At 64.0% G+C, this 22331-nt stretch carries 25 protein-coding genes, 2 tRNA genes and 1 other RNA gene; 20 read left to right on the forward strand and 8 right to left on the reverse strand.

Going from position 1 to position 22331, the window contains the following annotated elements; all coding sequences use genetic code 11:
* Positions 1-91: 91 nt before the first annotated feature.
* The 4 genes from ACPPVV_RS07215 to ACPPVV_RS07230 all read left to right on the forward strand — a co-directional run bounded on the left by ACPPVV_RS07215 (position 92) and on the right by ACPPVV_RS07230 (position 2026).
* Positions 92-583, forward strand: a complete 492-nt coding sequence (locus ACPPVV_RS07215; RefSeq protein ID WP_426702781.1) for a DUF6496 domain-containing protein — start codon at positions 92-94, stop codon at positions 581-583.
* Positions 584-704: 121 nt separating this feature from the next.
* Positions 705-1202, forward strand: a complete 498-nt coding sequence (locus ACPPVV_RS07220) for a hypothetical protein (protein ID WP_426702782.1) — start codon at positions 705-707, stop codon at positions 1200-1202.
* 239 nt (positions 1203-1441) lie between these two features.
* Positions 1442-1642, forward strand: coding sequence for a cytochrome C oxidase subunit IV family protein (locus ACPPVV_RS07225; protein ID WP_426702783.1), 201 nt, complete (start codon positions 1442-1444; stop codon positions 1640-1642).
* Positions 1643-1819: 177 nt separating this feature from the next.
* Entirely contained in the window at positions 1820-2026 is a 207-nt protein-coding gene (locus ACPPVV_RS07230) for a hypothetical protein (RefSeq protein ID WP_426702784.1), read from the forward strand.
* Between the two features lie 219 nt (positions 2027-2245).
* Here the strand turns inward: ACPPVV_RS07230 and ACPPVV_RS07235 are convergent.
* A tRNA-Pro gene (locus ACPPVV_RS07235) sits at positions 2246-2322 on the reverse strand.
* 166 nt (positions 2323-2488) lie between these two features.
* On the opposite strand from ACPPVV_RS07235, the gene hisS reads away from it, so the two are divergent.
* The 3 genes from hisS to ACPPVV_RS07250 all read left to right on the forward strand — a co-directional run bounded on the left by hisS (position 2489) and on the right by ACPPVV_RS07250 (position 6297).
* Positions 2489-3868, forward strand: a complete 1380-nt coding sequence (hisS, locus tag ACPPVV_RS07240; RefSeq protein ID WP_426702785.1) for a histidine--tRNA ligase — start codon at positions 2489-2491, stop codon at positions 3866-3868.
* Between the two features lie 108 nt (positions 3869-3976).
* Positions 3977-5872: an HAL/PAL/TAL family ammonia-lyase gene (locus ACPPVV_RS07245; protein ID WP_426702786.1), complete on the forward strand. Its 1896-nt coding sequence runs from the start codon at positions 3977-3979 to the stop codon at positions 5870-5872.
* 26 nt (positions 5873-5898) lie between these two features.
* Positions 5899-6297: a DUF6165 family protein gene (locus ACPPVV_RS07250; RefSeq protein ID WP_426702787.1), complete on the forward strand. Its 399-nt coding sequence runs from the start codon at positions 5899-5901 to the stop codon at positions 6295-6297.
* An 80-nt stretch (positions 6298-6377) separates the two neighbouring features.
* Here the strand turns inward: ACPPVV_RS07250 and ACPPVV_RS07255 are convergent, their stop codons facing one another.
* A complete protein-coding gene (locus ACPPVV_RS07255; protein WP_426703191.1) occupies positions 6378-7421 on the reverse strand; it encodes a glycosyltransferase family 9 protein in 1044 nt (347 codons plus the stop codon).
* 50 nt (positions 7422-7471) lie between these two features.
* Here ACPPVV_RS07255 and ACPPVV_RS07260 point away from each other — a divergent pair, with 50 nt between their 5' ends.
* From ACPPVV_RS07260 to ACPPVV_RS07295, 8 genes are all read left to right on the forward strand, one after another.
* A complete protein-coding gene (locus ACPPVV_RS07260) occupies positions 7472-8200 on the forward strand; it encodes a 3-deoxy-D-manno-octulosonic acid kinase (RefSeq protein WP_426702788.1) in 729 nt (242 codons plus the stop codon).
* Positions 8197-8955 (forward strand): MBL fold metallo-hydrolase, encoded by a 759-nt coding sequence (locus ACPPVV_RS07265; protein WP_426702789.1) that lies wholly within the window; start codon positions 8197-8199, stop codon positions 8953-8955. Before ACPPVV_RS07260 ends, ACPPVV_RS07265 begins: the two co-directional genes overlap by 4 nt.
* Positions 8956-9245: 290 nt before the next feature.
* Positions 9246-9335, forward strand: a tRNA-Ser gene (locus ACPPVV_RS07270).
* A gap of 53 nt (positions 9336-9388) precedes the next feature.
* Positions 9389-9485, forward strand: an RNA gene (gene ffs / locus ACPPVV_RS07275) — signal recognition particle sRNA small type.
* 150 nt (positions 9486-9635) lie between these two features.
* Positions 9636-11324: a DNA polymerase III subunit gamma/tau gene (gene dnaX, locus ACPPVV_RS07280; RefSeq protein WP_426702790.1), complete on the forward strand. Its 1689-nt coding sequence runs from the start codon at positions 9636-9638 to the stop codon at positions 11322-11324.
* On the forward strand, positions 11324-11647 hold the full coding sequence (locus ACPPVV_RS07285; protein ID WP_426702791.1) for a YbaB/EbfC family nucleoid-associated protein: 324 nt from the start codon (positions 11324-11326) through the stop codon (positions 11645-11647). The genes dnaX and ACPPVV_RS07285 overlap by 1 nt, the downstream gene beginning before the upstream one ends.
* 93 nt (positions 11648-11740) lie before the next feature.
* The gene (gene recR, locus ACPPVV_RS07290) at positions 11741-12340 is read left to right on the forward strand and encodes a recombination mediator RecR (protein WP_426702792.1); all 600 of its coding nucleotides are present in this window, start codon (positions 11741-11743) and stop codon (positions 12338-12340) included.
* A gap of 20 nt (positions 12341-12360) precedes the next feature.
* A complete protein-coding gene (locus tag ACPPVV_RS07295) occupies positions 12361-12705 on the forward strand; it encodes a histidine triad nucleotide-binding protein (RefSeq protein ID WP_426702793.1) in 345 nt (114 codons plus the stop codon).
* Between the two features lie 59 nt (positions 12706-12764).
* Here the strand turns inward: ACPPVV_RS07295 and ACPPVV_RS07300 are convergent, their stop codons facing one another.
* The 6 genes from ACPPVV_RS07300 to ACPPVV_RS07325 form a co-directional block, all read right to left on the reverse strand.
* Positions 12765-13352 (reverse strand): Slp family lipoprotein, encoded by a 588-nt coding sequence (locus ACPPVV_RS07300; RefSeq protein ID WP_426702794.1) that lies wholly within the window; start codon positions 13350-13352, stop codon positions 12765-12767.
* A gap of 47 nt (positions 13353-13399) precedes the next feature.
* Positions 13400-15361 (reverse strand): transglutaminase TgpA family protein, encoded by a 1962-nt coding sequence (locus ACPPVV_RS07305; protein ID WP_426702795.1) that lies wholly within the window; start codon positions 15359-15361, stop codon positions 13400-13402.
* Positions 15361-16314: a DUF58 domain-containing protein gene (locus ACPPVV_RS07310; protein ID WP_426702796.1), complete on the reverse strand. Its 954-nt coding sequence runs from the start codon at positions 16312-16314 to the stop codon at positions 15361-15363. Before ACPPVV_RS07310 ends, ACPPVV_RS07305 begins: the two co-directional genes overlap by 1 nt.
* A complete protein-coding gene (locus ACPPVV_RS07315; protein WP_426702797.1) occupies positions 16314-17255 on the reverse strand; it encodes an AAA family ATPase in 942 nt (313 codons plus the stop codon). The genes ACPPVV_RS07310 and ACPPVV_RS07315 overlap by 1 nt, the downstream gene beginning before the upstream one ends.
* 122 nt (positions 17256-17377) lie before the next feature.
* The gene (locus ACPPVV_RS07320; protein ID WP_426702798.1) at positions 17378-17968 is read right to left on the reverse strand and encodes a Maf family protein; all 591 of its coding nucleotides are present in this window, start codon (positions 17966-17968) and stop codon (positions 17378-17380) included.
* Positions 17965-18420, reverse strand: coding sequence for a hypothetical protein (locus ACPPVV_RS07325; RefSeq protein WP_426702799.1), 456 nt, complete (start codon positions 18418-18420; stop codon positions 17965-17967). The genes ACPPVV_RS07320 and ACPPVV_RS07325 overlap by 4 nt, the downstream gene beginning before the upstream one ends.
* Before the next feature lie 145 nt (positions 18421-18565).
* On the opposite strand from ACPPVV_RS07325, the gene ACPPVV_RS07330 reads away from it, so the two are divergent.
* The 5 genes from ACPPVV_RS07330 (at position 18566) to fabG (ending at position 22327) form a co-directional block, all read left to right on the forward strand.
* Positions 18566-19084 (forward strand): YceD family protein, encoded by a 519-nt coding sequence (locus ACPPVV_RS07330; RefSeq protein WP_426702800.1) that lies wholly within the window; start codon positions 18566-18568, stop codon positions 19082-19084.
* 71 nt (positions 19085-19155) lie between these two features.
* On the forward strand, positions 19156-19350 hold the full coding sequence (rpmF, locus tag ACPPVV_RS07335) for a 50S ribosomal protein L32 (RefSeq protein ID WP_077441856.1): 195 nt from the start codon (positions 19156-19158) through the stop codon (positions 19348-19350).
* Between the two features lie 132 nt (positions 19351-19482).
* Positions 19483-20457, forward strand: coding sequence for a beta-ketoacyl-ACP synthase III (locus tag ACPPVV_RS07340; protein WP_426702801.1), 975 nt, complete (start codon positions 19483-19485; stop codon positions 20455-20457).
* Between the two features lie 137 nt (positions 20458-20594).
* Positions 20595-21542, forward strand: a complete 948-nt coding sequence (gene fabD / locus ACPPVV_RS07345; RefSeq protein WP_426702802.1) for an ACP S-malonyltransferase — start codon at positions 20595-20597, stop codon at positions 21540-21542.
* 41 nt (positions 21543-21583) lie between these two features.
* On the forward strand, positions 21584-22327 hold the full coding sequence (gene fabG / locus ACPPVV_RS07350; RefSeq protein ID WP_426702803.1) for a 3-oxoacyl-ACP reductase FabG: 744 nt from the start codon (positions 21584-21586) through the stop codon (positions 22325-22327).
* Positions 22328-22331 lie beyond the last annotated feature (4 nt).

Below are 22331 nucleotides of genomic sequence, written 5' to 3' on the forward strand. Positions count from 1 at the left end.
CGGTGAAGCGTGCATCACGATGCATTTGACGGCGTGTCCACATCAAAACCGGAATAGTCCCAGCGCGTTCTTTAACTGCCGGAGATTTGTCATGCCCGAGGAAAAGACCCGCCGCGCCGCTGCCAAGGACAAGAAGGAAGGAAAATCTCCAAGCACCCAGGCCGGCGAATATGTACACGAGGAAATCGAACACGTTCGCGAAGGCAAGCATGGGGCGCGATCGACCAAGCAAGCGATCGCCATCGGTTTATCCAAGGCTCGGCGCGCGGGCGTGAAGGCAAAGCCCGGCAAGACGGCGAGCAAGTCGACCAAGAAGAAAGCAGCCCAGGACACGGCGGCCTCGCATGAGCATCATAAGCCGTCAGCCACGCGCTCCAAGGCGACCACCAAGGCATTGAAGAAGGAAGGCCATTCTTCCGCATCGAAATCGGCGTTGTCGTCGCACGCCAAGAAGAGTGCATCCAAACGTTCCGCAGGTTCGCGCTCCGCTGCTGCCAAGAAGGCTGCGCATACCAAGGGCGCCGCAGCTCGATCGGCGGCCGCCAAGAAGGCCGCGAAAACACGGGCGGCAAACAAGTCCTGAGGCGGGCCAATTTTTGTTTGGCATCGTGTAGTTCGTCGCGATTCGTCAGTCCGCGCACACGCACCGGTCGCGGAATTGCAGCGGATCCAAGATGCTCATCGAGGTCGCAGCAGGAGCAAACATGAAGACGCGTCATGTATTCAGCACCCCCGATATCGACGCTGCCGAAGACGCCGTCAATGCGTTGCGCCAGGCCGGCGTGCCGAACGACGACATCTCGCTGGTCGCCCGTCACGATGTCGAGAACGTGGCGATTCCCGATGACCAGCAGGACACCAGCGACGACTTCGGCCGTGGCGGTTTGAAAGGCCTGCTGGCGGGAGGGGGTAGCGGTCTGTTGGTGGGCCTGGTCGCGATTGCCGTGCCGCCGCTGGGGCTCACTCTGGCGGGTGTGGCCGCGATGACCCTGGTGGGCGCCGGGGTAGGCGGTTGGGTCGGGATGCTGACGGGCACATCGGAGCCCAGTCCGGTGCGACGCAAGTTCGAAGACGAAATCGCCGCAGGTCACGTGCTGGTCGTCGTCGATGGCGAAGGGGATATGTTGACGGTCGCGGATGAAGCCATGTTTGCCGTTGGCGCCACGCCGTTGCCGTTCGACGCGCCCTCCGCCATGTCCTGATCGGCGCAACCGCGGGCGGACAGCTGATATGGCTGCATTCGCCTTGGCAGTTCGTCGGTTTCGATCTCTGCCATGGCCCAGGTTTTCTCCCTTTGTTTCAGCCTGTTTGCAAAGCTGTTCCTGCTCGGCGTGGTGGTGTTGGGCGTATGCGCCGTTCTGGTCTGGCGTGCGATGACAGCGGAGCCACATGACATGGGCGCCGCGGTGGAACAGCCAGTGCCATTCAGTCACAAACATCGATGGGTGCATTCAACGAAGTGGCCAACCTCGGTATCGCTTCGGTGAAGACGCTGCTGGTGCTGATTTTCTTCATGCGCCTGAAGACAGACAGCTCCTTGCTGCGGCTGGTGGCTGCGATGGGTTTTGCCTGGCTGGCATTACTGATCGCCTTGCCTCTGGCCGATGTGCTTACCCGCAGTTCGATGTTGATCCCATGGTAAGCGGCACGTTCGGGCACGACGGAATTTATCGCGTGGAATTGTCGGTCGGCTCTGTCGATCGGCGTGAGAAAAAACACTGCCAAACGTGTCGCCAATACAGTCTATTTCCGTCTCTTTCACGGAAATTTTCGACCGGTGATCGCAGCCTCGACAGTGGGGCTGGATGGAGAACGTGACATGAACGATACCGTATTTGTGGTGCGTGGCTTTACCGGAGGGCGACGGCAAACCGAGGAGAGGTTCACCTCGGAACTACACGCCAAGCGGCGCGCCGCCTACCTCGGTGCTCTATATGAATCGGTCATGGTCGGATGCCTGGACGACAAGGGAGAACAGGCGAACGGCATCCACCGGAAAACGGTTGCCCCAGGCAGAATGCGATAAACGAACAGGTATCCAGCGGCGCTCTTGTTGTGGACGAAGGCAACGTTGTTGGCATGGTTTCCAAGAACCGGATGAAGCAGTCCGGGCGGTGCGGTATGGAGCGCCATCCGCCACCGGATACGTCGAGCGCGTGCGGCGTTTCGAAATCCCTTCGCAGGCTGGCCGCAGGACCAACGAAAAAGGCCACCCGATAAGGATGGCCTAAGTCGTTGTTTATTTTGGTCGGGGTGACAGGATTCGAACCTGCGACTTCTACGTCCCGAACGTAGCGCTCTACCAGGCTGAGCTACACCCCGTGGGAAGCCGCGTATCTTAATCGTCGGTAGGGGGCTTGGCAACAGTTTCGATGTATTCGGCCGCCGGTGCGGCCGCGGGGGCTCATGCCGTTCTGGTAATCTTGACGGCTACCGTCGTGCGGCCCGTGGCCGGACGGAATGTCTCCCATCGTCAGTAGAGGATTTCATGGCGCTTACCCCGGCCCGCACCATGCCCGGCGTGCTTGAGCTGTTGCCGCTCGACCAGATCGCGTTCCAGCGCATGCTCGATGTGATCCGCCGCAATTACGAGCGTTTCGGCTTCCTGCCGGTCGAAACGCCGGTGATCGAATATTCCGATGTGTTGCTGACCAAGACCGGCGGCGAGACCGAGCGCCAGGTCTATTTCGTGCAGTCGACCGGCGCACTTGGCAAGGCCGACGAGGGCACGCCCGAGCTGGCGCTGCGTTTCGACCTCACCGTGCCGCTGGCGCGCTACGTGGCCGAGCACGAGCGCGACCTGAGTTTCCCGTTCCGCCGCTACCAGATGCAGAAGGTATACCGCGGCGAGCGCGCCCAGCGTGGCCGCTTTCGCGAGTTCTACCAGTGCGACATCGACGTGATCGGCAAGGACGCGCTGTCGGTGCGTTATGACGCCGAGATTCCCGCGGTGATCTATAGCGTGTTCCACGAACTGGCGATTGGCCCGTTCACCATCCAGCTCAACAACCGAAAATTGATGCGTGGCTATTTCGAAAGCCTGGGCATTATCGACGGCGAACAGCAGATGCTGGTGCTGCGCGAGGTGGACAAGCTGGACAAACGCGGTGCCGATTACGTGCGCGATGCGTTGACTGGCGAGGCGTTCGGGCTCAGTGCCACGGTGGCGGCGCAGATCCTCGCCTTCGTGCAGGTGCGCTCCACCTCGTTGCAGGATGCGCTGGACAAGCTCGACGCGCTGGGCCCCGGGCCGGAGGCATTGGAGCAGGGCCGCGCCGAGCTGAAGGAAGTGCTTGGCCTGATCCACGCGTTTGGTGTGCCGGAGACGCACTACGCGTTGAATTTGTCGATCGCACGCGGCCTCGATTACTACACCGGCACGGTTTACGAGACCACCCTGAACGATCATCCGCAGATCGGTTCGATCTGCTCCGGTGGTCGTTATGAAAACCTGGCCAGTCAGTACACCCGATCAAAGCTGCCCGGTGTCGGTATTTCGATCGGATTGACCCGGCTGTACTGGCAACTGCGCGATGCAGGCCTGATCAACACGGCCAACAGTACGGTCGACGTCCTGGTGACGCAGATGGACGCGGCGCAGTTGCCCGTGTATCTGGTCCTGGCCAGTGAGTTGCGTGGCGCCGGTATTGCCACCGAGGTCGTGTTGGAAGGGAGCAAGCTTGGCAAGCAATTCAAGTATGCCGATCGTGCCGGCATCCGTTTCGTGATCGTCCTGGGCGAGGACGAGATCGCCAAAGGCGTGGTCACGGTGAAGGATCTGCGCCGGGAGGATCAGTTCGAGGTTGCTCGCGGTGAGTTGATCAAGACATTGCGTGTGGAGCTGGAGCAGGCCGCAGCCATGGGCTGAAGGCGTTGCATCAACGGCGAAACAGGTCATGCAGCTTCAACCTGCAACACAGTCAACACGGATTCCCGCGTTCGCGGGAATGACGGCAACAATGCGGAGCATTCTTTGGTGAGCAAAACCATTCTTCTCGACGGCAGCAGCCTGACGCGCGCGCAGCTGGTGGCGGTGGCAAGGCAGGGCGCGTCGGTGGCGCTGGATCAGCCGCAACTCGAGCGCGTGCAGCGTGCCGCCGATTTCCTGGCCGACAAGGTCAGCTGTGGTGAACCCACCTACGGCGTCACCACCGGTTTCGGCAGCAATGCCGACAAGCTGCTCGGTGCGCATCGCGTGCGCGACGAGCTGCCAAGGGGCAATCCGCACGCACCCGAGGGCACCTTGCTGGAGGAATTGCAGCGCAATTTGATCATCACCCACGCCGTTTGCGTGGGTAAGCCGTTCGGCGAAGACGTGGTGCGGGCGATGTTGCTGATCCGCATCAATACGCTGATGCGCGGTCATTCGGGCATTCGTGTGAGCACGCTCGAAGCGTTGACTGCGATGCTCAACGCTGGCGTGGTGCCGGTGGTACCGGAAAAGGGGTCGGTGGGCGCCAGTGGCGATTTGGCGCCGTTGTCGCATCTGGCGATCGTGCTGCTTGGTGGCGGCGAGGCGTTCTACCAGGGCGAGCGGATGGATGGCGCCGAGGCGCTGAAGCGCGCGGGCCTCACGCCGATCCGGCTTTCCTTCAAGGAGGGCCTGGCACTCAACAACGGCACCGCACAAATGCTGGCTACCGGTGCGCTGGCGCTCGATGCGCTGGAGCGCCTGCTGGATACCGCCGACCTGGCCGCGTCGATGACGCTCGATGCGTTCGCCGGTCGCAGCGGCGCGTTGCGCCCCGAAGTGCACGCGTTGCGTCCGCATCCGGGACAAGTGGAAACCGCCGCGCATGTGCGCGAACTGTTGAGCGGTTCCACCCTGGTGGACATTCCCTATCACCTGGTGCCGCGTTTCAAGTCGTGGAGTGCCGAGGCGTGGAGCGAGCCGGACGACCAGGCGCTCAGCTTCGACATCGGCTGGGACTGGGTGCCGGCCAACCAGCGCCACGGCCGCGAGGCGTTCTACAGTCGTTTCCTGCCGTTCAAGGGTGGCAAGAAACACCAGCCACAGGATGCCTACAGCCTGCGCTGCATGCCGCAGGTGCATGGTGCGGTGCGCGACGCGTGGACGCAGGCGTGCCGCGTGTTCGACATCGAGTTGAATTCGGTCACCGACAACCCGCTGATCTTCCCGGACAACGACGACGCGCAGTTCATCGAGGAACAGGTGATCTCTGCCGGCCACTTCCACGGCATGCCGCTGGCATTGGCGATGAGTTACGTGAAGGCCGCGATCCCGGTGCTGGCCTCGATTTCCGAACGGCGCCTCAACAAGCTGGTCGATTCGGCCACGAACGACGGCCTGCCGGCCTTCCTCACCGGTAACGAGGACGGTACCGACTCCGGTTTCATGATCGTGCAGTACACCGCTGCTGCATTGGTCAACGACCTGGCCACTCGCGCGCATCCGGCCAGCGTGTATTCGGTGCCGACCAGCGCGAATGCCGAAGACCATGTGTCGATGGGTGCCAACGAGGCGCGCCATGTGTTGGAAATGATGGAAGACCTCAGCCATGTGCTGGCGCTGGAGTTGTACACCGCCGCGCAGGCACTGGACTATCGTCAGGCCATGCTGAACGCGGCACGCCGGCTGGCTACCCGTGGCGGCTGGCAGGCGCTGGCGGCGAAGGTCAGCAACGCACCACGCGAAGACCAGCCGCACTACGCGCAATTCGCCACCGAGGTACAGCAACTCGCTGCGGCGCTGGCCAGCGCCGGCGATTTTCATGCTGGCGCGGCCGTGCGTGATGCCCACGCGATCTTGCGCCAGCACGTCGGTTTCATCCATCGCGACCGCGCGATGGATGGCGATGTGCGTACAGTCTGTGCGCTGGTGCAACAGGGCGCATTCGGCCCGGCGGCATAACCACCACTTACGACGGAAACAAGTCCATGAGCCTGATCCAGACCCCGGTGTCCTACGGCGAACTGATCGACAAGATCACCATTCTCGAGATCAAGTCGCGACGCATCGCCGATGCGGCCAAGCTGGCCAATGTGCGCAACGAACTGGATCTGCTCAACGCAACCTGGGCCAACAGCAGCGAGTCGCATACCGATATCAGCGATGAGCGTTCGCGCCTGCTGGCGGTGAACGAATTGCTGTGGGACATCGAGGACAAGATCCGCCTCAAGGAGAGGGCGCAGGCGTTCGACGCCGAGTTCATCGAACTGGCCCGCGCCGTGTATTTTCGCAACGACGAGCGCGCCGCGTTCAAGCGCGAGATCAACCTCAAGCTCGGCTCGCAACTGGTCGAGGAGAAGTCGTACCAGGATTACCGCGCAGTCTAGTCAGTGCGCGTAGGAGCCCGCTGGCGGGCGATGCTTTTGCTCTAAATGTCCGAAGAAAGAGATCGCCCGCCAGCGGGTTCCTACAGCAGGTGCATGGCTTGCGCGGCGGCTTCGTAGCGCTCGATCACGTCATCGACGCTGATCAGGTCCATTACCCCGGGCTTTTCGATCTTGCTGCCCCAGGGCAATTCGCTGGCCGGTTTGTCCAGGTACTTGCGCGCGGCTTCGTCGTATTTGTTCACGCACCAGCGGCGGTCGGAGTACGGACCGGAGCGATCCGGGTTGCTCGCCGCGTGCAGCCCAAGAACCTTGGTGCTGACCGCGTTGGCCATGTGCATCGGGCCGGAGTCGGGTGTCAGTAGCAAGGGCGCGCGACCAAGCAGGGCCATCAGTTTCTTCAAGGTGTCCTTGCCGGTGAGGTCGAGCGGCGGCGACTTGCATGCCGCCAGCACGGCGTCGGCCATCTCGCGTTCGAAGGTGGATGGCCCGCCGACCAGCGCGGTGCGCCAGCCCCGGGCGACGGCGTGATCCATCACCGCGGCATAGCGCTCCGGGCGCCAGTTGCGCAGCCCGTGACTTGATGTGGGGCTGACCAGCAAAGTGGGTACATCGCCAGGCAGTTGTTTGGCTGCCCAGAGATGGGCTTCTTCGGGAATCGGGATGTCCCAACGCACTTGCGTCTGTTTCAGTCCCAGCGGTTCGCAGAAACTGCCGATCGCGTCGAGCACGTGCTCGCCGGTGCGCGCGGGAATACGTTCGTTGATGACCAGGCTGTGCAGGTCTTTCGATCGCGCATGGTCGTAGCCGATGCGCTGATCGGCCTTGATGCCTAGACTCAGCAGGTTGGAGCGCATCGCGACCTGCATCTGCAACAGCGCATCGAAACGCCGGCCTTTCAGCGTGCCTTGCACCGCGCGCATGCCCGCCCAGCCAGCGGCCTTGTCGAACGTGACGAACTCCACGCCGGGCAGGTCGCCGACGAGCTTGCGTTCCAGCTTGCCGATGATCCAGGTCAGCGATGTCTGCGGCCAAGCCCGCTGCAGCGTGCGCACCAGCGGCACCACATGGGTGACATCGCCGATGGCGGAAGTGCGCAATAGGCAAATCGAGGCAGCGGCAGTCATCGGGTTCGTGGTCATGGGGGCTGGGTTAGAATCGTGGATAGTCACTGGGCATGATGATGCACGAACGAACCCACGAGGATACCGAAGGCGCGATTCTGTTCGACGCCGAGGTATCGCCACAAGTCGGGCATGAATGGTTCGCCGCGGAATACTGGCGCGAACACGATGCGTTGCGCGCGCAGGCCGGTGGTCGGGGCGGTGTATTGGTCATCGGTACTCCCGTCGGCGAATGCGTGCTGCGGCATTATCGCCGCGGCGGCCTGGTCGCCACGTTGATGGGCGACCGTTATCTGTGGACGGGGGCGGATCGCACTCGCCCCTTCATGGAGTTTCGCGTGCTGGCCGAGATCGCCCGGCTGGAGCTCCCCGGACCTGTCGTGATGGCGGCTCGTTACTGCCGGCACGGCCTGTACTACACGGCCGACCTGATCACCCGCCGGATCGCCGATGCGCAGACGTTGGCGGAATGTCTGGCGACAGGGCGGCTGGACGCTGAACTGGGCGAGGAGGTCGGTGCGCTGGTGGCGCGCTTCCATCGAGCCGGCATCTGGCATGCCGACTTGAACGCGCACAACGTGCTGGTGGCGCCGGGCGAGCTGTACCTGATCGACTTCGATCGTGGTCGCTTGCGCACCCCCGCTGTTGACTGGCAGCAGGCCAACCTGCAGCGGTTGCGCCGATCGCTGATGAAGCTGGGCGCTGCTACCGGCGAAGCGGCGTTCGATCGAGACGTGTGGCAACCACTGCTTTATCGCTACGGGCGTACATTGAACGCATGAACTGGCATCTGCATTTCCTCGGCGTCGGCGCCGCGCACGCGTTGGAACTAGGCTCGTCGGCGGTCGTGCTGGAGCGCGACGGCAAGCCTTTGCTGCTGGTCGACTGTGGCCCGGATACGCTTGATCGCTATCTGGCGGCTTACGGCGCGTTGCCGCCAGCCATATTCATCACGCACACCCACATGGATCATGTCGCCGGACTGGAACGCTTGTTCATCAGATTGTGGTTTGACGAACAGTTGCGTGGCGCTACCCGGGTGTTCATTCATGCCGGGCTGTTGCCGTGGTTGCAGGCACGCGTGGCCGATTACCCCGGCGCCCTTGCCGAGGGCGGCGTGAATTTCTGGGAGGCGTTCCGCCTGGTTCCGTGCACGCGCGGTTTCTGGCTGGATGGTTTGTGGTTCGACGTGTTCGCCAGCCGCCATCATGTGCCGGGTACGTCGTACGGGTTGGCGCTGGACGGCAGTTTCGTCTACACCGGTGATACCCGGCCGATCCCGGAAGTGCTGGCGCGCCATGCCGAGAGCGCTGCGCTGATCGCCCACGACTGCAGCCTGGTCGGCAACCCCTCTCACACCGGCATCGACGACATCGAACGGGAATATCCCGAAACACTGCGCCGGCAGATGATTCTTTACCACTATGGCAGTGCCGCCGACGGTGCCGCGCTGGCCACACGGGGCTACCGCATCGCAACGGCGGACGAGCGCGTCGCACTGGCGACACCCTCCGCACCACGCGCCGACGCGGGTTGACTGGTCCAGTCTGCTTGCCTGTATCCGGGCCTGCCGCTATCCTTCCGCTTCTTTGTCGTGCAGCGATGTTCGGCAGAGGGCGGTTTCACCCATGTGGAGAGGTGTCCGAGTGGTTGATCCAGGGTGGTCTGGAGTTGTGTATAGGGTAAAACCTATCGCGGGTTCGACAAATTCGTCTGGAACGAATTTGGACAGCCGCCAGGCTGGCCCCGAACGTGAGTGAGGGGTGAGACCCAGGAGGGTCGAACAATCCCGCTCGATCACGTTGCCGCATTGCTGCAAATACAAGTGGAGAGGTGTCCGAGTGGTTGAAGGAGCACGCCTGGAAAGTGTGTATAGGGTAAAACCTATCGCGGGTTCGAATCCCGCTCTCTCCGCCAACTTGTAGCTTGAAATAGTTTCAGGGCTCAACAGCCCACGTCTATGGTGGCCCCGTCGGTCCCCCCGCGACGATAGTTCGCAAACTCCGCCAGGTCCGGAAGGAAGCAACGGTAGCGAATGATTCGGGTGCCGGGGTGTGGCTGGCGGGGCCGCCGCCTTTTCGGGTACGCGACTTTGGGTACGCCATTGTGGGAGCGGCTTCAGCCGCGATCGCCGACCTGCGGGCCGCAGCTGAAGCCGCGGCTACCGAAACCCCGCCCGACTTGGCACAATCGATGTTCGCCCCAAGGTAGTCAGGCATGTCTTATCAGGTACTAGCCCGCAAGTGGCGTCCGCGCAAATTCGCCGAGCTGGTCGGGCAGGAGCACGTGGTGCGTGCGCTGACCAACGCGCTCGACACCGGCCGCATGCATCATGCGTATCTGTTCACCGGCACCCGCGGCGTCGGCAAGACCACGATCGCGCGCATCTTCGCCAAGTCGCTCAACTGCGAGCGCGGGCAGTCGGCCGACCCCTGTGGCGAGTGTTCGGTGTGCACGGCGGTGGACGAGGGGCGTTTCGTCGACCTGCTGGAAATCGATGCGGCCAGCAATACCGGCGTGGACGACGTGCGCGAGGTCATCGAGAACGCGCAGTACGCGCCATCGCGCGGCCGCTTCAAGGTGTACCTGGTCGACGAAGTGCACATGCTGTCGAAGAACGCGTTCAACGCGTTGCTGAAGACGCTGGAAGAACCCCCGCCGCACGTGAAGTTCCTGCTTGCCACCACCGATCCGCAGAAACTGCCGGTGACGGTGCTGTCGCGCTGCCTGAAGTTCAACCTGAAGCGATTGCTGCCGGAGCAGATTTCCGGCCAGATGCGGCACATCCTAGGTGCCGAGAACATTGCTTACGAAGACGGCGCGATCGGCGAGCTGGCACGCGCGGCCGATGGTTCGCTGCGCGATGGCTTGTCGCTGCTGGATCAGGCGATCGCCTACGGTGGCGGCGCCCTGCATGCCGACGACGTGCGCACCATGCTCGGCAGCGTGGCACGCGGGCAGGTGCTGGGCGTGCTCGATGCGCTGGCGGCAGGCGACGGTGAACGATTGCTGGCCGAATGCACGCAGATCGCCTCCTACTCACCGGACTTCGGCGGTGTGCTGGACGACCTCGCCAGCGTGCTGCACCGGCTGCAACTGATCCAGCTAATTCCCGGCTATCGGCCGGACGAAGACAGCGATGATGACGGTGCGCTGGTGGCGTTGTCCGAGCGGATGACGCCGGAAGACGTGCAGTTGTATTACCAGATTGCCACATCGGGACGCCGCGACCTGGCGCTGGCGCCGGACGCGCGCACCGGATTCGAGATGGCGCTGCTGCGCATGCTGGCGTTCCGTCCGGGCGACAGCGCACCGGCGGAGCGCGCTCCGCGCCCGGCGGACAGCCCGGCGGCCGTTCCAGCGCGCTCCACGGTTTCATCCCCGACACGGTCTGCTGCTGTTCCGGAGCGTCAGCGCGAACCCTCGCCACCGCCGCGAGCTGCCGCGGTACCGGCTCCGACGCCTGGCGTGGCCGCCAGTCCGGTGGCGCAGGATGCCAACGGTTTGCCCGATTGGGACGCGCTGATCGAACGTGCAGGTTTGCGTGGGCCGTTCGGCCTGTTGGCGCAGAACGCGGTATTGCGCGAGCGGGACGGGCAGACCCTGGTGCTGGCGCTGCAGCCGGCGCACATGAGCCTGGCGGTGGAACCGATGGTGAGCCAGATGGAAGAGCGCATCGGTCAGGCGCTGGGTGAACGCATCCGTCTGCGTTTCGTCAACAACAGCGAGGGTGCCGCCGTGCAAACGCCGGCGGCACGCGCCGCCCAGGCACGCGACGCGGCGCAGGCCGCCGCCGAAGAAGCGATCGAAGGCGACCCGCTGGTGCAGTCGATGAAACGCGAGTTCGGCGCACGTGTCGTGCCGCAATCCATCAAACCTTTCGACAACGAATCCGGAGCCATGTGATGAGAGGACAAATCGGTCAACTGATGCAGCAAGCGCAGCGCATGCAGGACGACATGAAGCGCGCGCAGGAAGAAATCGCCAAACTCGAAGTCACCGGCAGTGCCGGTGGTGGCTTGGTCAGTGTGGTGATGACCGGTGCGCATGAAGTGCGTCGTGTGCAGATCGACCGACAGACTTTCGCCGACGATCCCGAGATGGCCGAAGACCTGGTTGCTGCCGCCATCAACGACGCCGTGAACAAGGTGGCCGAGGTCAGCAAGGACCGCCTCGGCGGCGTCACTGCCGGCATGAACCTGCCGGCCGGCTTCAAGATGCCGTTTTGAACCGGGATTCGTGATTCGTGACGGCAGAATGAGGCGATACATGCTCTTGATTTTTCCAATCCCGAATCCCCAGTCCCGAATCTCGGAAAGCCCATGAGCGGCTCCCCACTTCTCGCCGAATTGATCGAAGCCCTGCGCTGTCTGCCTGGCGTGGGCGGCAAGAGTGCGCAGCGGATGGCCTTTCATCTGCTGGAACGCGAGCGCGAGCGGGGGCTGAAGCTGGCCGCCGTACTGGAACAGGCGATGCGGCGCATCGGGCATTGCGAGCGGTGCCGCAACTTCAGTGAGGAACCGTTGTGCTCGCTGTGCGCGAACAGCAGCCGCGATCGCCAGGTGCTGTGCGTGGTGGAAACGCCGGTCGACCTGGCCGCGATCGAACAGGCCACCGGTTTTCGCGGCCAGTACTTTGTGTTGATGGGACGGTTGTCTCCGCTGGACGGGCTGGGGCCGGAAGAATTGGGCCTGGCGCAACTGGCCCAGCGCCTCGGCGACGGCGAGATCGAGGAATTGATCATCGCCACCAACCCCACCGTGGAAGGCGAGGCGACTGCACACTACCTGGCCCAGCTGGCGCGTGCAGGCGGCGTGCGGCCAACGCGGCTGGCGCACGGCGTGCCATTGGGCGGCGAACTGGAATATGTCGATCGCAGCACGCTGGCCCATGCCTTTGGCGGGCGCCAGCTCCTCGATTGATCCCCACAAGGAAAACGCTCATGAGCGACACGATTTTCAGCAAGATCATTCGCCGCGAAATCCCCGCTGACATCGTCTACGAAGACAACGACGTGCTGGCGTTCCGCGACCTGAATCCCCAGGCGCCGGTGCACGTGCTGTTCATTCCAAGACAGCCGATGCCCACGCTCAACGACGCCACCGCAGCCGATGCCGAGTTGCTCGGCAAGCTGCTGCTGGCTGCGGCGGCCTATGCGAAACAGGAAGGCTTTGCCGAGCAGGGCTATCGCACGGTGGTCAATTGCAACGAGGATGGCGGGCAGACCGTGTTTCACCTCCACGTGCACCTGCTGGCCGGGCGTCGCCTGCACTGGCCACCGGGTTGACGCAGTGGCGTATCCGGATATGAAAACGCCGGCTTCGAGCCGGCGTTTTTTTGTGAAGGTTACTTCCGCGGCGGTGGTGCCGGGCGCACCACGATGACCCGCGGGCGATTCCAGTACGGACGGCCCCAGCCGCCGTAGTAACCGGGACCGAAGCCCGGGCCCCAGAACGGATCGTAGAAGCCGGGCGGATAGTTATAGTTCACCATGATCGGGCGCTTCGGCCACAGGTAGACCACGTCGGCCTCCACGCGCGGATAGGCATAGTCGTACTCGCCTACCTTCTGTGACACCGTGCCGTGCAACGTGCCGGTGACGGTCAGTTCGCGCCCACGGACAAACACTTCCGGATCGTAGAACCCCTCTCGACAGGCCACGAAGCGACCCTGGTTTTCGCCAGCACTGCCGGCCTCCGGGCGTGCCTGGCTGTCCAGCGGACGCGACAGCAGGTAGAAGCAGGTCTGTTGCGGACCGGGTTCGGTCTTGATGATCTCGCCACCCCAACGCACACGTGTGCCCCCGGCGCCGCCTTGCTGGGCGCCAGCCGTGGAAATGTTGGTATAGGTGCCTTCCAGTGGCTTGGGTATCGTCGCGCAGCCGGCCAGCAAGGCGAGGGCGGCGGCGAGGGTGAGCGGACGGTAAAGGGACATGGGGATATCTCCATCATGGGCGACGGCGTGCGCCGTGGCGTCGACTCTTATTTGACCACGTTGGCGATCCGAAAATCCCGTACTGCAAGCTGAAATGCGCGCAATGGTTCAGTCGGAGGTTCATCGTGGGCATAGCGTAGTTCCAGGTAACTGTTCGTCAAGGTCGCAAGTTCTTTGCGTTGACCGGGTAATGCCCGGGCGGCACGGCTCAGGTAGTGCTGCGGTCCTTCGGCAGGGCGGCGGACAACGCCCTTGCGCGCCAGCTTCCGTTCCAGCTCGGCCAGCGCACCACGCAAGGGGTCGCGTGATCGCCGCCGCAGAGCCCACGCCAGCCCGATGGCGATAAACAACACGCTGCTCAGCGCCAGCAGTATGCCCAGGGTCGCCGTGTCGGTATCGCGAATCCCGAACGGGGTAAGCAAACCATGCTGGCGCAATGCATCAAACCCGATAACGCCTTTGTCCCACCAGCGGTTGACGATGTCCCAGTGATTGCTCAGGTTTTGCAGCCAGTCATTGCGATACCAGGCCAACTGCTCGCCGGCGGCCGCGGCGGCGCCCAGCGAAACCCGTTCCGGGCGAACCGCGCCGGTGGGGTCCATCCGCACCCAGCCCCGCCCGGCCAGCCACACCTCGCTCCACGCGTGGGCATCGGAGTTGCGCACCAGAAGGTAGTTGCCAAGCTTGTTCCAATATCCGCCCTGGTAGCCGGTGACCACCCGCGCCGGGATGCCGGCGGCACGCATCAATACGGTGAATGCCGATGAGTAGTGTTCGCAGAATCCTTCACGCGTATCGAACAGGAAGTCATCCATGGCGTTGCGCCCCAGCGGTGCTGGCGCCAACGTGTAGCGGAAGCCGCCATCGTGAAACAGGTTCAACGCGGCCTGCACGATCGCGGCATCGTTGGCGCCGAAGCGTTGGCGCCATTCCCGGCCCAGCGCCAGCGCTTTTGGATTGAAGCCGACGGGCAGCAGCAACCAGCGTCGAGGATGTTCGCCCAGTTCGGGTTCCAGCCGATATCGCGTGGCAGAGCTCAAGCTGTACGTCAGCGGATCGTTGACCGGCTTGTCGGCCACCACGACACGATCGCGGCGCATGCTGGCACCGGGCGGTGTGTCGATGGGTACGTCCAGCGTCGGCAACACGTACCGATGCGTGGCCACCAGGCTGATCTGGTATCTCGCGGAGTGGGACACTTCCAGCGTCACCGGGGGCAGATTCGCGGCGTCGCGATAGCGCCAGCTGATCCCGTCGTAGTTGCCCATGACGAAGGCGCGGAAATACCGCTGGTCTGGCGGTGGTGGCGCGCCGTCAAAACTGACCCGCATGGCCGGGTGATCGTCGGTGAGCAGCTCGGTGAAGCCACCGGGCGACATGCTGTCGCTGAGGCCGGTGCGTGCCGAGTTCGGCGAGGGAGCGCCCCATAATGGCGAACTGAGTCGCGGCACCAGCAAAAACGCCAGCAACGCCAGTGGCAAGGCCGCTGCCGACAGGGCCAGGCCCGGCAACAGCGTGCGCGGCAGGCTGCGGGGCGACTGTGCGGGTTCGAGCGCGCGCAGGGTGGCCAGCGCCGGTAACAGGCCCAGGGCGACCACCACGGTGGCGATCAATCCCTGGTCGAACAGCAGCGCAACCATCAACGCAAAACAGGCGAAGCTGATGCCGACGCGGGCATCGCGGACGGTTTCGGTTTCCAGCAACTTGAGCACGAGCAGGCCGACCGCCAGCGTGGCACCGGGCTCGCGACCGAAGATGCTGCCGTACTGGACGATGACCGCCAGCGTCAGCAACGCCAGCAGTGGCAGCTTGAGCCAGCGCGGGACGCGGCCATCGTGTCGATGACGTTGCCACCAGCGCCAGCCGAGCGTCAGCGCCAGTGCAAGGCTGAGCCACCACGGCAGATGCGGTGAATGCAGCCCCAGCACCAACGCCATGGTCAGGCTGAGCAGATCGAACGCGCGGATGCCGATCGGCTGCGCGGCTGCTTTCCTGGGTCGCGATGGCATCACGGCAACTGCGCCAGCGCGCTCATGCAGCGTGCGTAGTGCAGCGGACCGCTGCTGCTGGCGATCTCGTCACCGGGCAACCACAGGCTGTACTGGCAGCGCCGGGCCTGTGCCTCGTTCAACCAGCGGGCCAACCGGGCGATACGCGCCTCACTGCCCAGCCCGCCCAGCTGGCGCCAGTCCAGCTGCCACTGGGGCTGGGTCTGCGGTTGTTCGAAATCCTTCACCAGCAGGCTGGCATGGCGTGCGCTGGCTTTCCAGGCGATGTGCCGTTGCGGGTCGCCGGCGCGGTAGTCGCGCAGCGCAGCTAGCTCATCGCCCCGATGCAGGCGCATGTGGCGGGCATCGTTGGCCGGTGCGTGCGGCTGCGGTCCGGCCGCTTCCGGTCGCGGCCAGACCAGGATCTGCTGATCGGGGTGCAACCAGCTCCACGCGCGGAACAGACCCAGCGGCCAGCTGCTCCATACACGCAGGCGCGGCAGCGGCTGCCAGCCGCGTTGATCGGTGGGCAACGTCAGCTTCACCAGGGCAGCGGTCCGACCGTCAAGCGCGAAGGCCATGGTGTTGTCACCGAGGTCGACGCGGATCGCATCGCGTGGACGGCGGGACCCGAATGCCAGGATCAGCTCGATCGGCTGGCCGGCGACGGCGTGACCGGCACGGATATGCTCCAGGCGCAGGCCGTCGAGAGCGCGAAATGCCACCAGCATGCTTGCGGCGCTGGCGGCGCCGAGCAGACAGGTGAGCAGCAGCGCGGCGTTGTTGGCGTAGTTCAACGCCCCGATCAGCATCACCAGCAACAGGATGGAGAAGCCGAGGCCGAAACCGCTGGGCACGATATAGATGCGCCGCCGATGCAGCTCGATCGGCAGACTCTCCGGGCGACGGTAGCGGGTGAGTGCGGGCAGCCGGCGCTCGGCCCATCGCTGAACGCGCTGAAAGATGCCGCGCATCAATCCACCGCGACCTCGGCCAGCAGTTGCCGCGCCAGCGTGTCGCCATTGGCGCCGCGCGCGGGCAACAGGCGATGCGCGGCCAGCGGCACGAACAGCGCCTGCACGTCTTCGGGCAACACATGGCCGCGTCCACTGAGCTGTGCCCATGCACGCGCCGCACCGAGCAGGGCCAGGCCGGCACGTGGCGACAGGCCCACGCGGATATCGGCATGGCGGCGGCTGGCGGCGAGCAGGGCCTGCAGATAGTCGAGCAGGCTTGCGCTGACGGTGACGGCCTGCGCCTGTCGTTGCAGCGCCAGCAGGGCAGCACCATCGAGTTGCGGCGTGAGTTGCGCCAGCAGGTCGCGGCGGTCGGCGCCGATGAGCAGGGCGCGTTCCGCGGTGGCGTCCGGATAATCCAGCGACAGTCTCAACATGAAACGGTCGAGCTGCGAGTCGGGCAATGGAAAGGTCCCGTTGAGGTCCAGCGGATTCTGTGTGGCGACCACGAAGAACGGCTGCGCCAGGGCATGGGTCTGGCCGTCCACGGTGACTTGATCCTCGGCCATCGCTTCCAGCAGCGCGCTCTGCGTTTTCGGGCTGGCGCGGTTGATCTCGTCGGCCAGCAGCAGGCCGGTAAAGATGGGGCCGGGATGGAAGCGAAACAGGCCGGTTTCGCGTTCGTAGACGCTGACCCCGATGATGTCCGAAGGCAGCAGGTCGCTAGTGAACTGCACGCGCTGGAATTCCAGCGCGAAAGTCGCCGCCAGTGCATGCGCCAGCGTGGTCTTGCCCACGCCGGGCACGTCTTCCAGCAGCAGGTGTCCGCCGGCGATCAGGCAAGTGAAGGCGAGCTTCACCTGGCGCGGTTTACCCAGCAATACGCGGTTGACCTGGGCCATCGCGGCGTTCAGTCGTTGCTGCAGCAGTTCATCGTCGGGCTGGGTGATGGCGGACATGGATGCCTGTTCTTCGCTGGCGGTGATGGAGCTGGAAGATGCAGTGTAGCGGCGGGCCGGCGCTGTACGTTCATGCCGGAATGCCGAGTTTCGATGCGGTCGACCTTTGCTGCTCGAGGGGGCTATGGCAATGTGAAACCGGCCTCGCGCAACAGCCGCGACAACGCGATAAGCGGCAAGCCGATCAGCGCCGTGGGGTCGCGATTGTCGATCGATTCGAACAGGCTGATGCCGAGACCCTCGCACTTGAAACTGCCGGCACAGTCCCATGGTTGTTCGCGTTCGATATAGCGATCGATTTCCGCGGCGCCCAGTTCGCGAAAGCGCACGCAGGTGTGATCGACATGGGTGCGCTGGCGACCGTCACGCGTATCCAGGAGACACAGCGCCGTGTGAAAGTGCACCTCACGACCGGAGCTGGCCGTGAGCTGGGCGCGGGCGCGATCGGCGGTGCCGGGCTTGTCGAGCAGTTGGCCATCGAGTTCGGCGACCTGGTCGGAACCGATCACCAGCGCATCGTGGATTCCCGTCGCGGCTGCCGCGGCCTTGGCCACGGCCAGCCGCAGCGCGCGTGCCGCCGGGATTTCGCCCGCCAGCGAGGTTTCATCGGTGCCGGGAGCGGATGGCGTGAAATCCGTCAGCAGCCGGCGTAACAGCTCGGCGCGGTAGCGCGAGGTCGAGCCCAGCACGATGCGGGGTGGCTTCGGCGTCATGTGTCCGATTCACGCCGGATGTGTTCGCGCATGGCGCTGTTCAGGTCGATCTGCGCCTGATTGAGCGCCTGCAGCAGCGGTTGCAGGCGATCGCGGGTGGCGCGCATCGAGCCGACCGCCTCGTCCAGCTCGTGTTGACTGGCCAGCGGCGAGCGGTCGCGGATCCACAGGCGCTGCTGCAGCAGGGCACGCAATCCGGCGTCGATGGCATGTTGCGCGTCCTGTTCGCTGGCGGCGGGAAGGTCGGGATTGAGCGACATCACCGCATGCGCCTGTTGCAGGCCGGAGCGGCAGGTCTTGAGATCCGCTTCCAGCCGGTCGGCCAGGTCCAGCAGGGTTTTGAGGCTGTTGCCGCGCAGGTTCTGGCGCCTCCGCAGCAACAGGGCGCCTCCGACCAGGGCAATCAGCAGCACCAGCAACACGGCGGCACCGAGCGTCAAATAGGAATTCAAAGGCAGCGGCTCAGATGGCGGGAAGATTCAGTCTGCCGCATTGCGGGCGGATCAGGCAAAATACGCCCATACCGTTGACCGCTGGGGCCAGCCCTGCGCCATCCATGTTGACTTCAGGCGGCTTCGCACCTAACATTTCGCGATTATGTCCGTGACACTGCCAGAGTCCGTGGACGCTTGGCGCATGGTCTCGGCGCGGCGTTCGTTCGAGGGAACGCTACCCATCGCGACCATGCCACGCCTGTGCGAGGTACTGGCCAGTACCGATGGCGAGCTGCAATTCGAGCTGGATTTCGGGCGTGACAGCTTGGGCATCAGCTATGTCGATGTTCGCGCAAAGGCATCGCTGACGCTGATCTGTCAGCGGACGCTGGAGCCATTTGTACTGCCGGTCGTCGTGGATACGCGGCTCGGCCTGATCAAACTGGAGCGCGACGAGGCTGGCCTGCCGTCTGATTGCGAACCGTTGCTGGTGGCCGAGGATGGCCGATTGAAGCCGGCGGATGTGATTGAAGATGAATTGTTGTTGGCGCTTCCGCTGATTCCGGTCAATCCGGACAGCAGCCTGCCCGACGAAGTAACAGGCCACGACCCGGAAGAGGATTTCGCCGGCGAGGGGCGCTCCGAAAATCCGTTCGCGGTATTGCGCGAACTGAAGAAGTAACCACCGACCCGGTTCATCCGAACCTGGGTCATGCCGATTCCAGATCATCAAGTTTCCGTTGGAGAACTATCATGGCAGTTGCCAAGAGCCGCCGTACCCCGTCCACCCGCGGCATGCGTCGTTCGCACGATGCGCTGAAGACCGTGCAGCTGTCCACCGACCCGACCAGTGGTGAAGTGCATCTGCGCCACCACGTCACCAAGGACGGCTACTACCGCGGCAAGAAAGTGATCGAAACCAAGGGTGCGGTGTCGGTCGAGGATTGATCGATTTCGCGGAACCTTCGGGTTCCCGGACGATCATGCGAGACGGCGCGGCGACGCGCCGTTTTGCATTAAGGGATGCTGAAACGTAACGTTACGGTATTCGATCCGCTGTTTCCCTTGATGGATAGCTGAATGGCCCAGATCTACGCCCGCATTATCGCCACCGGCAGCGCACTGCCCGAACGCGTGGTTACCAACGCCGATCTGGAAAAGATCGTCGATACCAGCGACGAATGGATCCGCACCCGCACCGGCATTCGCCAGCGTCACATCGTCGCCGACGGCGAGACCACCGGCGACCTGGCGTTTCTCGCCGCGCAGCGAGCCCTGGAGGCTGCCGGTGTCAAGGCATCCGAGCTCGACCTGATCATCCTCGGCACAACGACGCCGGACATCATATTTCCGTCCACCGCCTGCCTGGTGCAGCATCGCCTCGGCGCAAACGGCTGTGCGGCGTTCGACGTCAACGCGGCGTGCTCGGGCTTTGTCTACGCGCTGGGTATTGCGGACAAGTTCATCCGCAGCGGGCAGTCGAAGAAGGTGTTGGTGATCGGTGCCGAAACACTGACCCGGATGGTCGACTGGACCGAGCGAGAGAGTTGCGTGCTGTTTGGCGACGGCGCCGGCGCGGTGGTGCTGGAGGCTTCCAGCGAGCCGGGTATTTACGCTACTTGCCTGCATGCCGACGGCGGTTACAAACATCTTCTGTACAACCCGGTTGGCGTGTCGGTCGGTTTCAAGGACGAGCCGAATCACGGTGTGCGTATCAAGATGGCTGGCCGCGAAGTGTTCAAGGTCGCGGTGAAGACGCTGGATTCGCTGGTTGGCGAGACCCTGCAGGCGGCCGGCATGGACGAGTCGCAGATCGACTGGTTGATTCCGCATCAAGCCAACCTGCGCATCATCGAGGCGACTGCCAAGCGTCTGAACATGTCGATGGAGCGCGTCATCGTGACGGTCGACAAGCACGCCAACACCTCGTCAGGTTCGGTGCCGCTGGCACTCGACTATGCCGTGCGCTCGGGCAAGGTGCAGCGCGGTCAGAACCTGCTGCTGGAAGCGTTTGGTGGTGGCTTTACCTGGGCGTCGGCACTGCTGCGTTACTGAGCCGACTCGATGGAGATTTTCCCACGATGCCGCCTTCGGGCGGCATCGTGTTTTCTCGCCGGCGAATCCGAATACAGCTGCGTATGGGCGTCGATGCTGGCACCATGGCGGCTTTCGTCGACGGGATCCATGCATACATGAGTTCACCTTCCGCTTCGCTAGCGTTCGTTTTCCCCGGCCAGGGTTCGCAGTCGGTCGGCATGCTGGCCGAACTGGCTGCAACGTATCCCGAAGTGCAGGCGACTTTCGAGGAGGCCTCGCAAGGTGCCGGACTCGATCTGTGGAACTTGAGCGCCCAAGGACCGGAAGAGAAGCTCAATCGCACCGAGAACACCCAGCCAGCATTGCTGGCGGCCAGCGTGGCGGTGTGGCGCGTGTGGCAGCAGCTTGGCGGCGCGCAACCGGCGCAACTGTCCGGCCACAGCCTGGGCGAGTACAGCGCGCTGGTCTGTGCCGGTGCACTGTCGCTGCACGATGCCGCAGCCCTGGTCGCCGAGCGCGGTCGATTGATGCAGGCGGCGGTGCCGACGGGTGTCGGCGCGATGGCGGCCATCCTTGGTGGCGACGATGCGCAGATCGCGGCGGTATGTGAAGAAGTCGCGCAGGGACAAGTAGTGGCGCCGGCCAACTTCAATTCGCCGGGACAGCTGGTGATCGCCGGCAATGCCGAGGCGGTCGATCGCGCGTTGGCGAAGCTGGCCGAGCTGGGTGTGAAGAAGGCGATCAAGCTGGCGGTGTCGGTGCCTTCGCATTGCGCACTCATGCGTGACGCTGCCGACAGGCTGGGCGAACGCATGGCGTCGATCGACTGGCATTCGCCGTCGATCCGGGTCATCCAGAACGCCGAGGCGCGCAGTTACGACACGGTCGAGCAGATTCGCGGCGCGCTGCAACGCCAGTTGTATCTGCCTGTGCGCTGGACCGAATGCGTGCAGGCGCTCGTTGCCGGCGGTGCCTCGCGCGTCGCCGAGTGTGGCCCGGGCAAGGTGCTGAGCGGCCTGATCAAGCGCATCGATAAAACGGTCGAGACACGCGCGATCGGCGCGCCGACCGAACTCGACATCGCACTCGCCGAATGGGCGTGAGTGCGACCTCCCCATTCCCGACTCCCCAAGGAACGATTCAAATGAGCAACCCACTGCAAGGTGAAATCGCGTTGGTCACCGGCGCCAGCCGCGGCATCGGTGCGGCGATTGCCGACGAGCTGGCCGCGATGGGCGCTACCGTGATCGGCACCGCCACCAGCGAGAGCGGTGCCACCGCGATCGGCGATCGGCTGGCGGCACACGGCGGTCATGGCCGCGTGCTGGACGTGACAGACACGGCGGCGGTCGATGGTCTGGTCGACGGCATCGGCAAGGAATTCGGCGCGGTTTCGATCCTGGTCAACAATGCCGGCATCACCCGTGACCAGTTGTTGATGCGCATGCGCGAGGACGACTGGAACGTCATCCTGAACACCAATCTCAGCTCGGTCTACCGCACCTCCAAGGCGGTGATGCGCGGCATGATGAAGGCGCGCAAGGGCCGCATCATCTCGATCGCCTCGGTGATCGGGCTCACTGGCAATCCGGGCCAGGCCAATTACGCAGCGGCCAAGGCGGGCATCATCGCGTTTTCGAAATCGCTGGCACGCGAGATCGGCACCCGCGGCATCACCGTCAACGTGGTGGCGCCGGGTTTCATCGATACCGACATGACGCGCGCACTGCCGGAGGAATCGAAACAGTCGCTACTGGGCCAGATCGCGCTGGGACGCCTTGGCGAAGTCGGCGACATTGCCAAGGCGGTGGGCTTTCTCGCCTCGCCAGCGGCGGCTTATATCACCGGCGAAACGCTGCACGTCAACGGCGGGATGTACATGCCGTAAGCCG

Origin of the sequence: Rhodanobacter sp. Col0626, assembly GCF_049994385.1 — a bacterium.
Taxonomy (GTDB): Bacteria; Pseudomonadota; Gammaproteobacteria; order Xanthomonadales; family Rhodanobacteraceae; genus Rhodanobacter.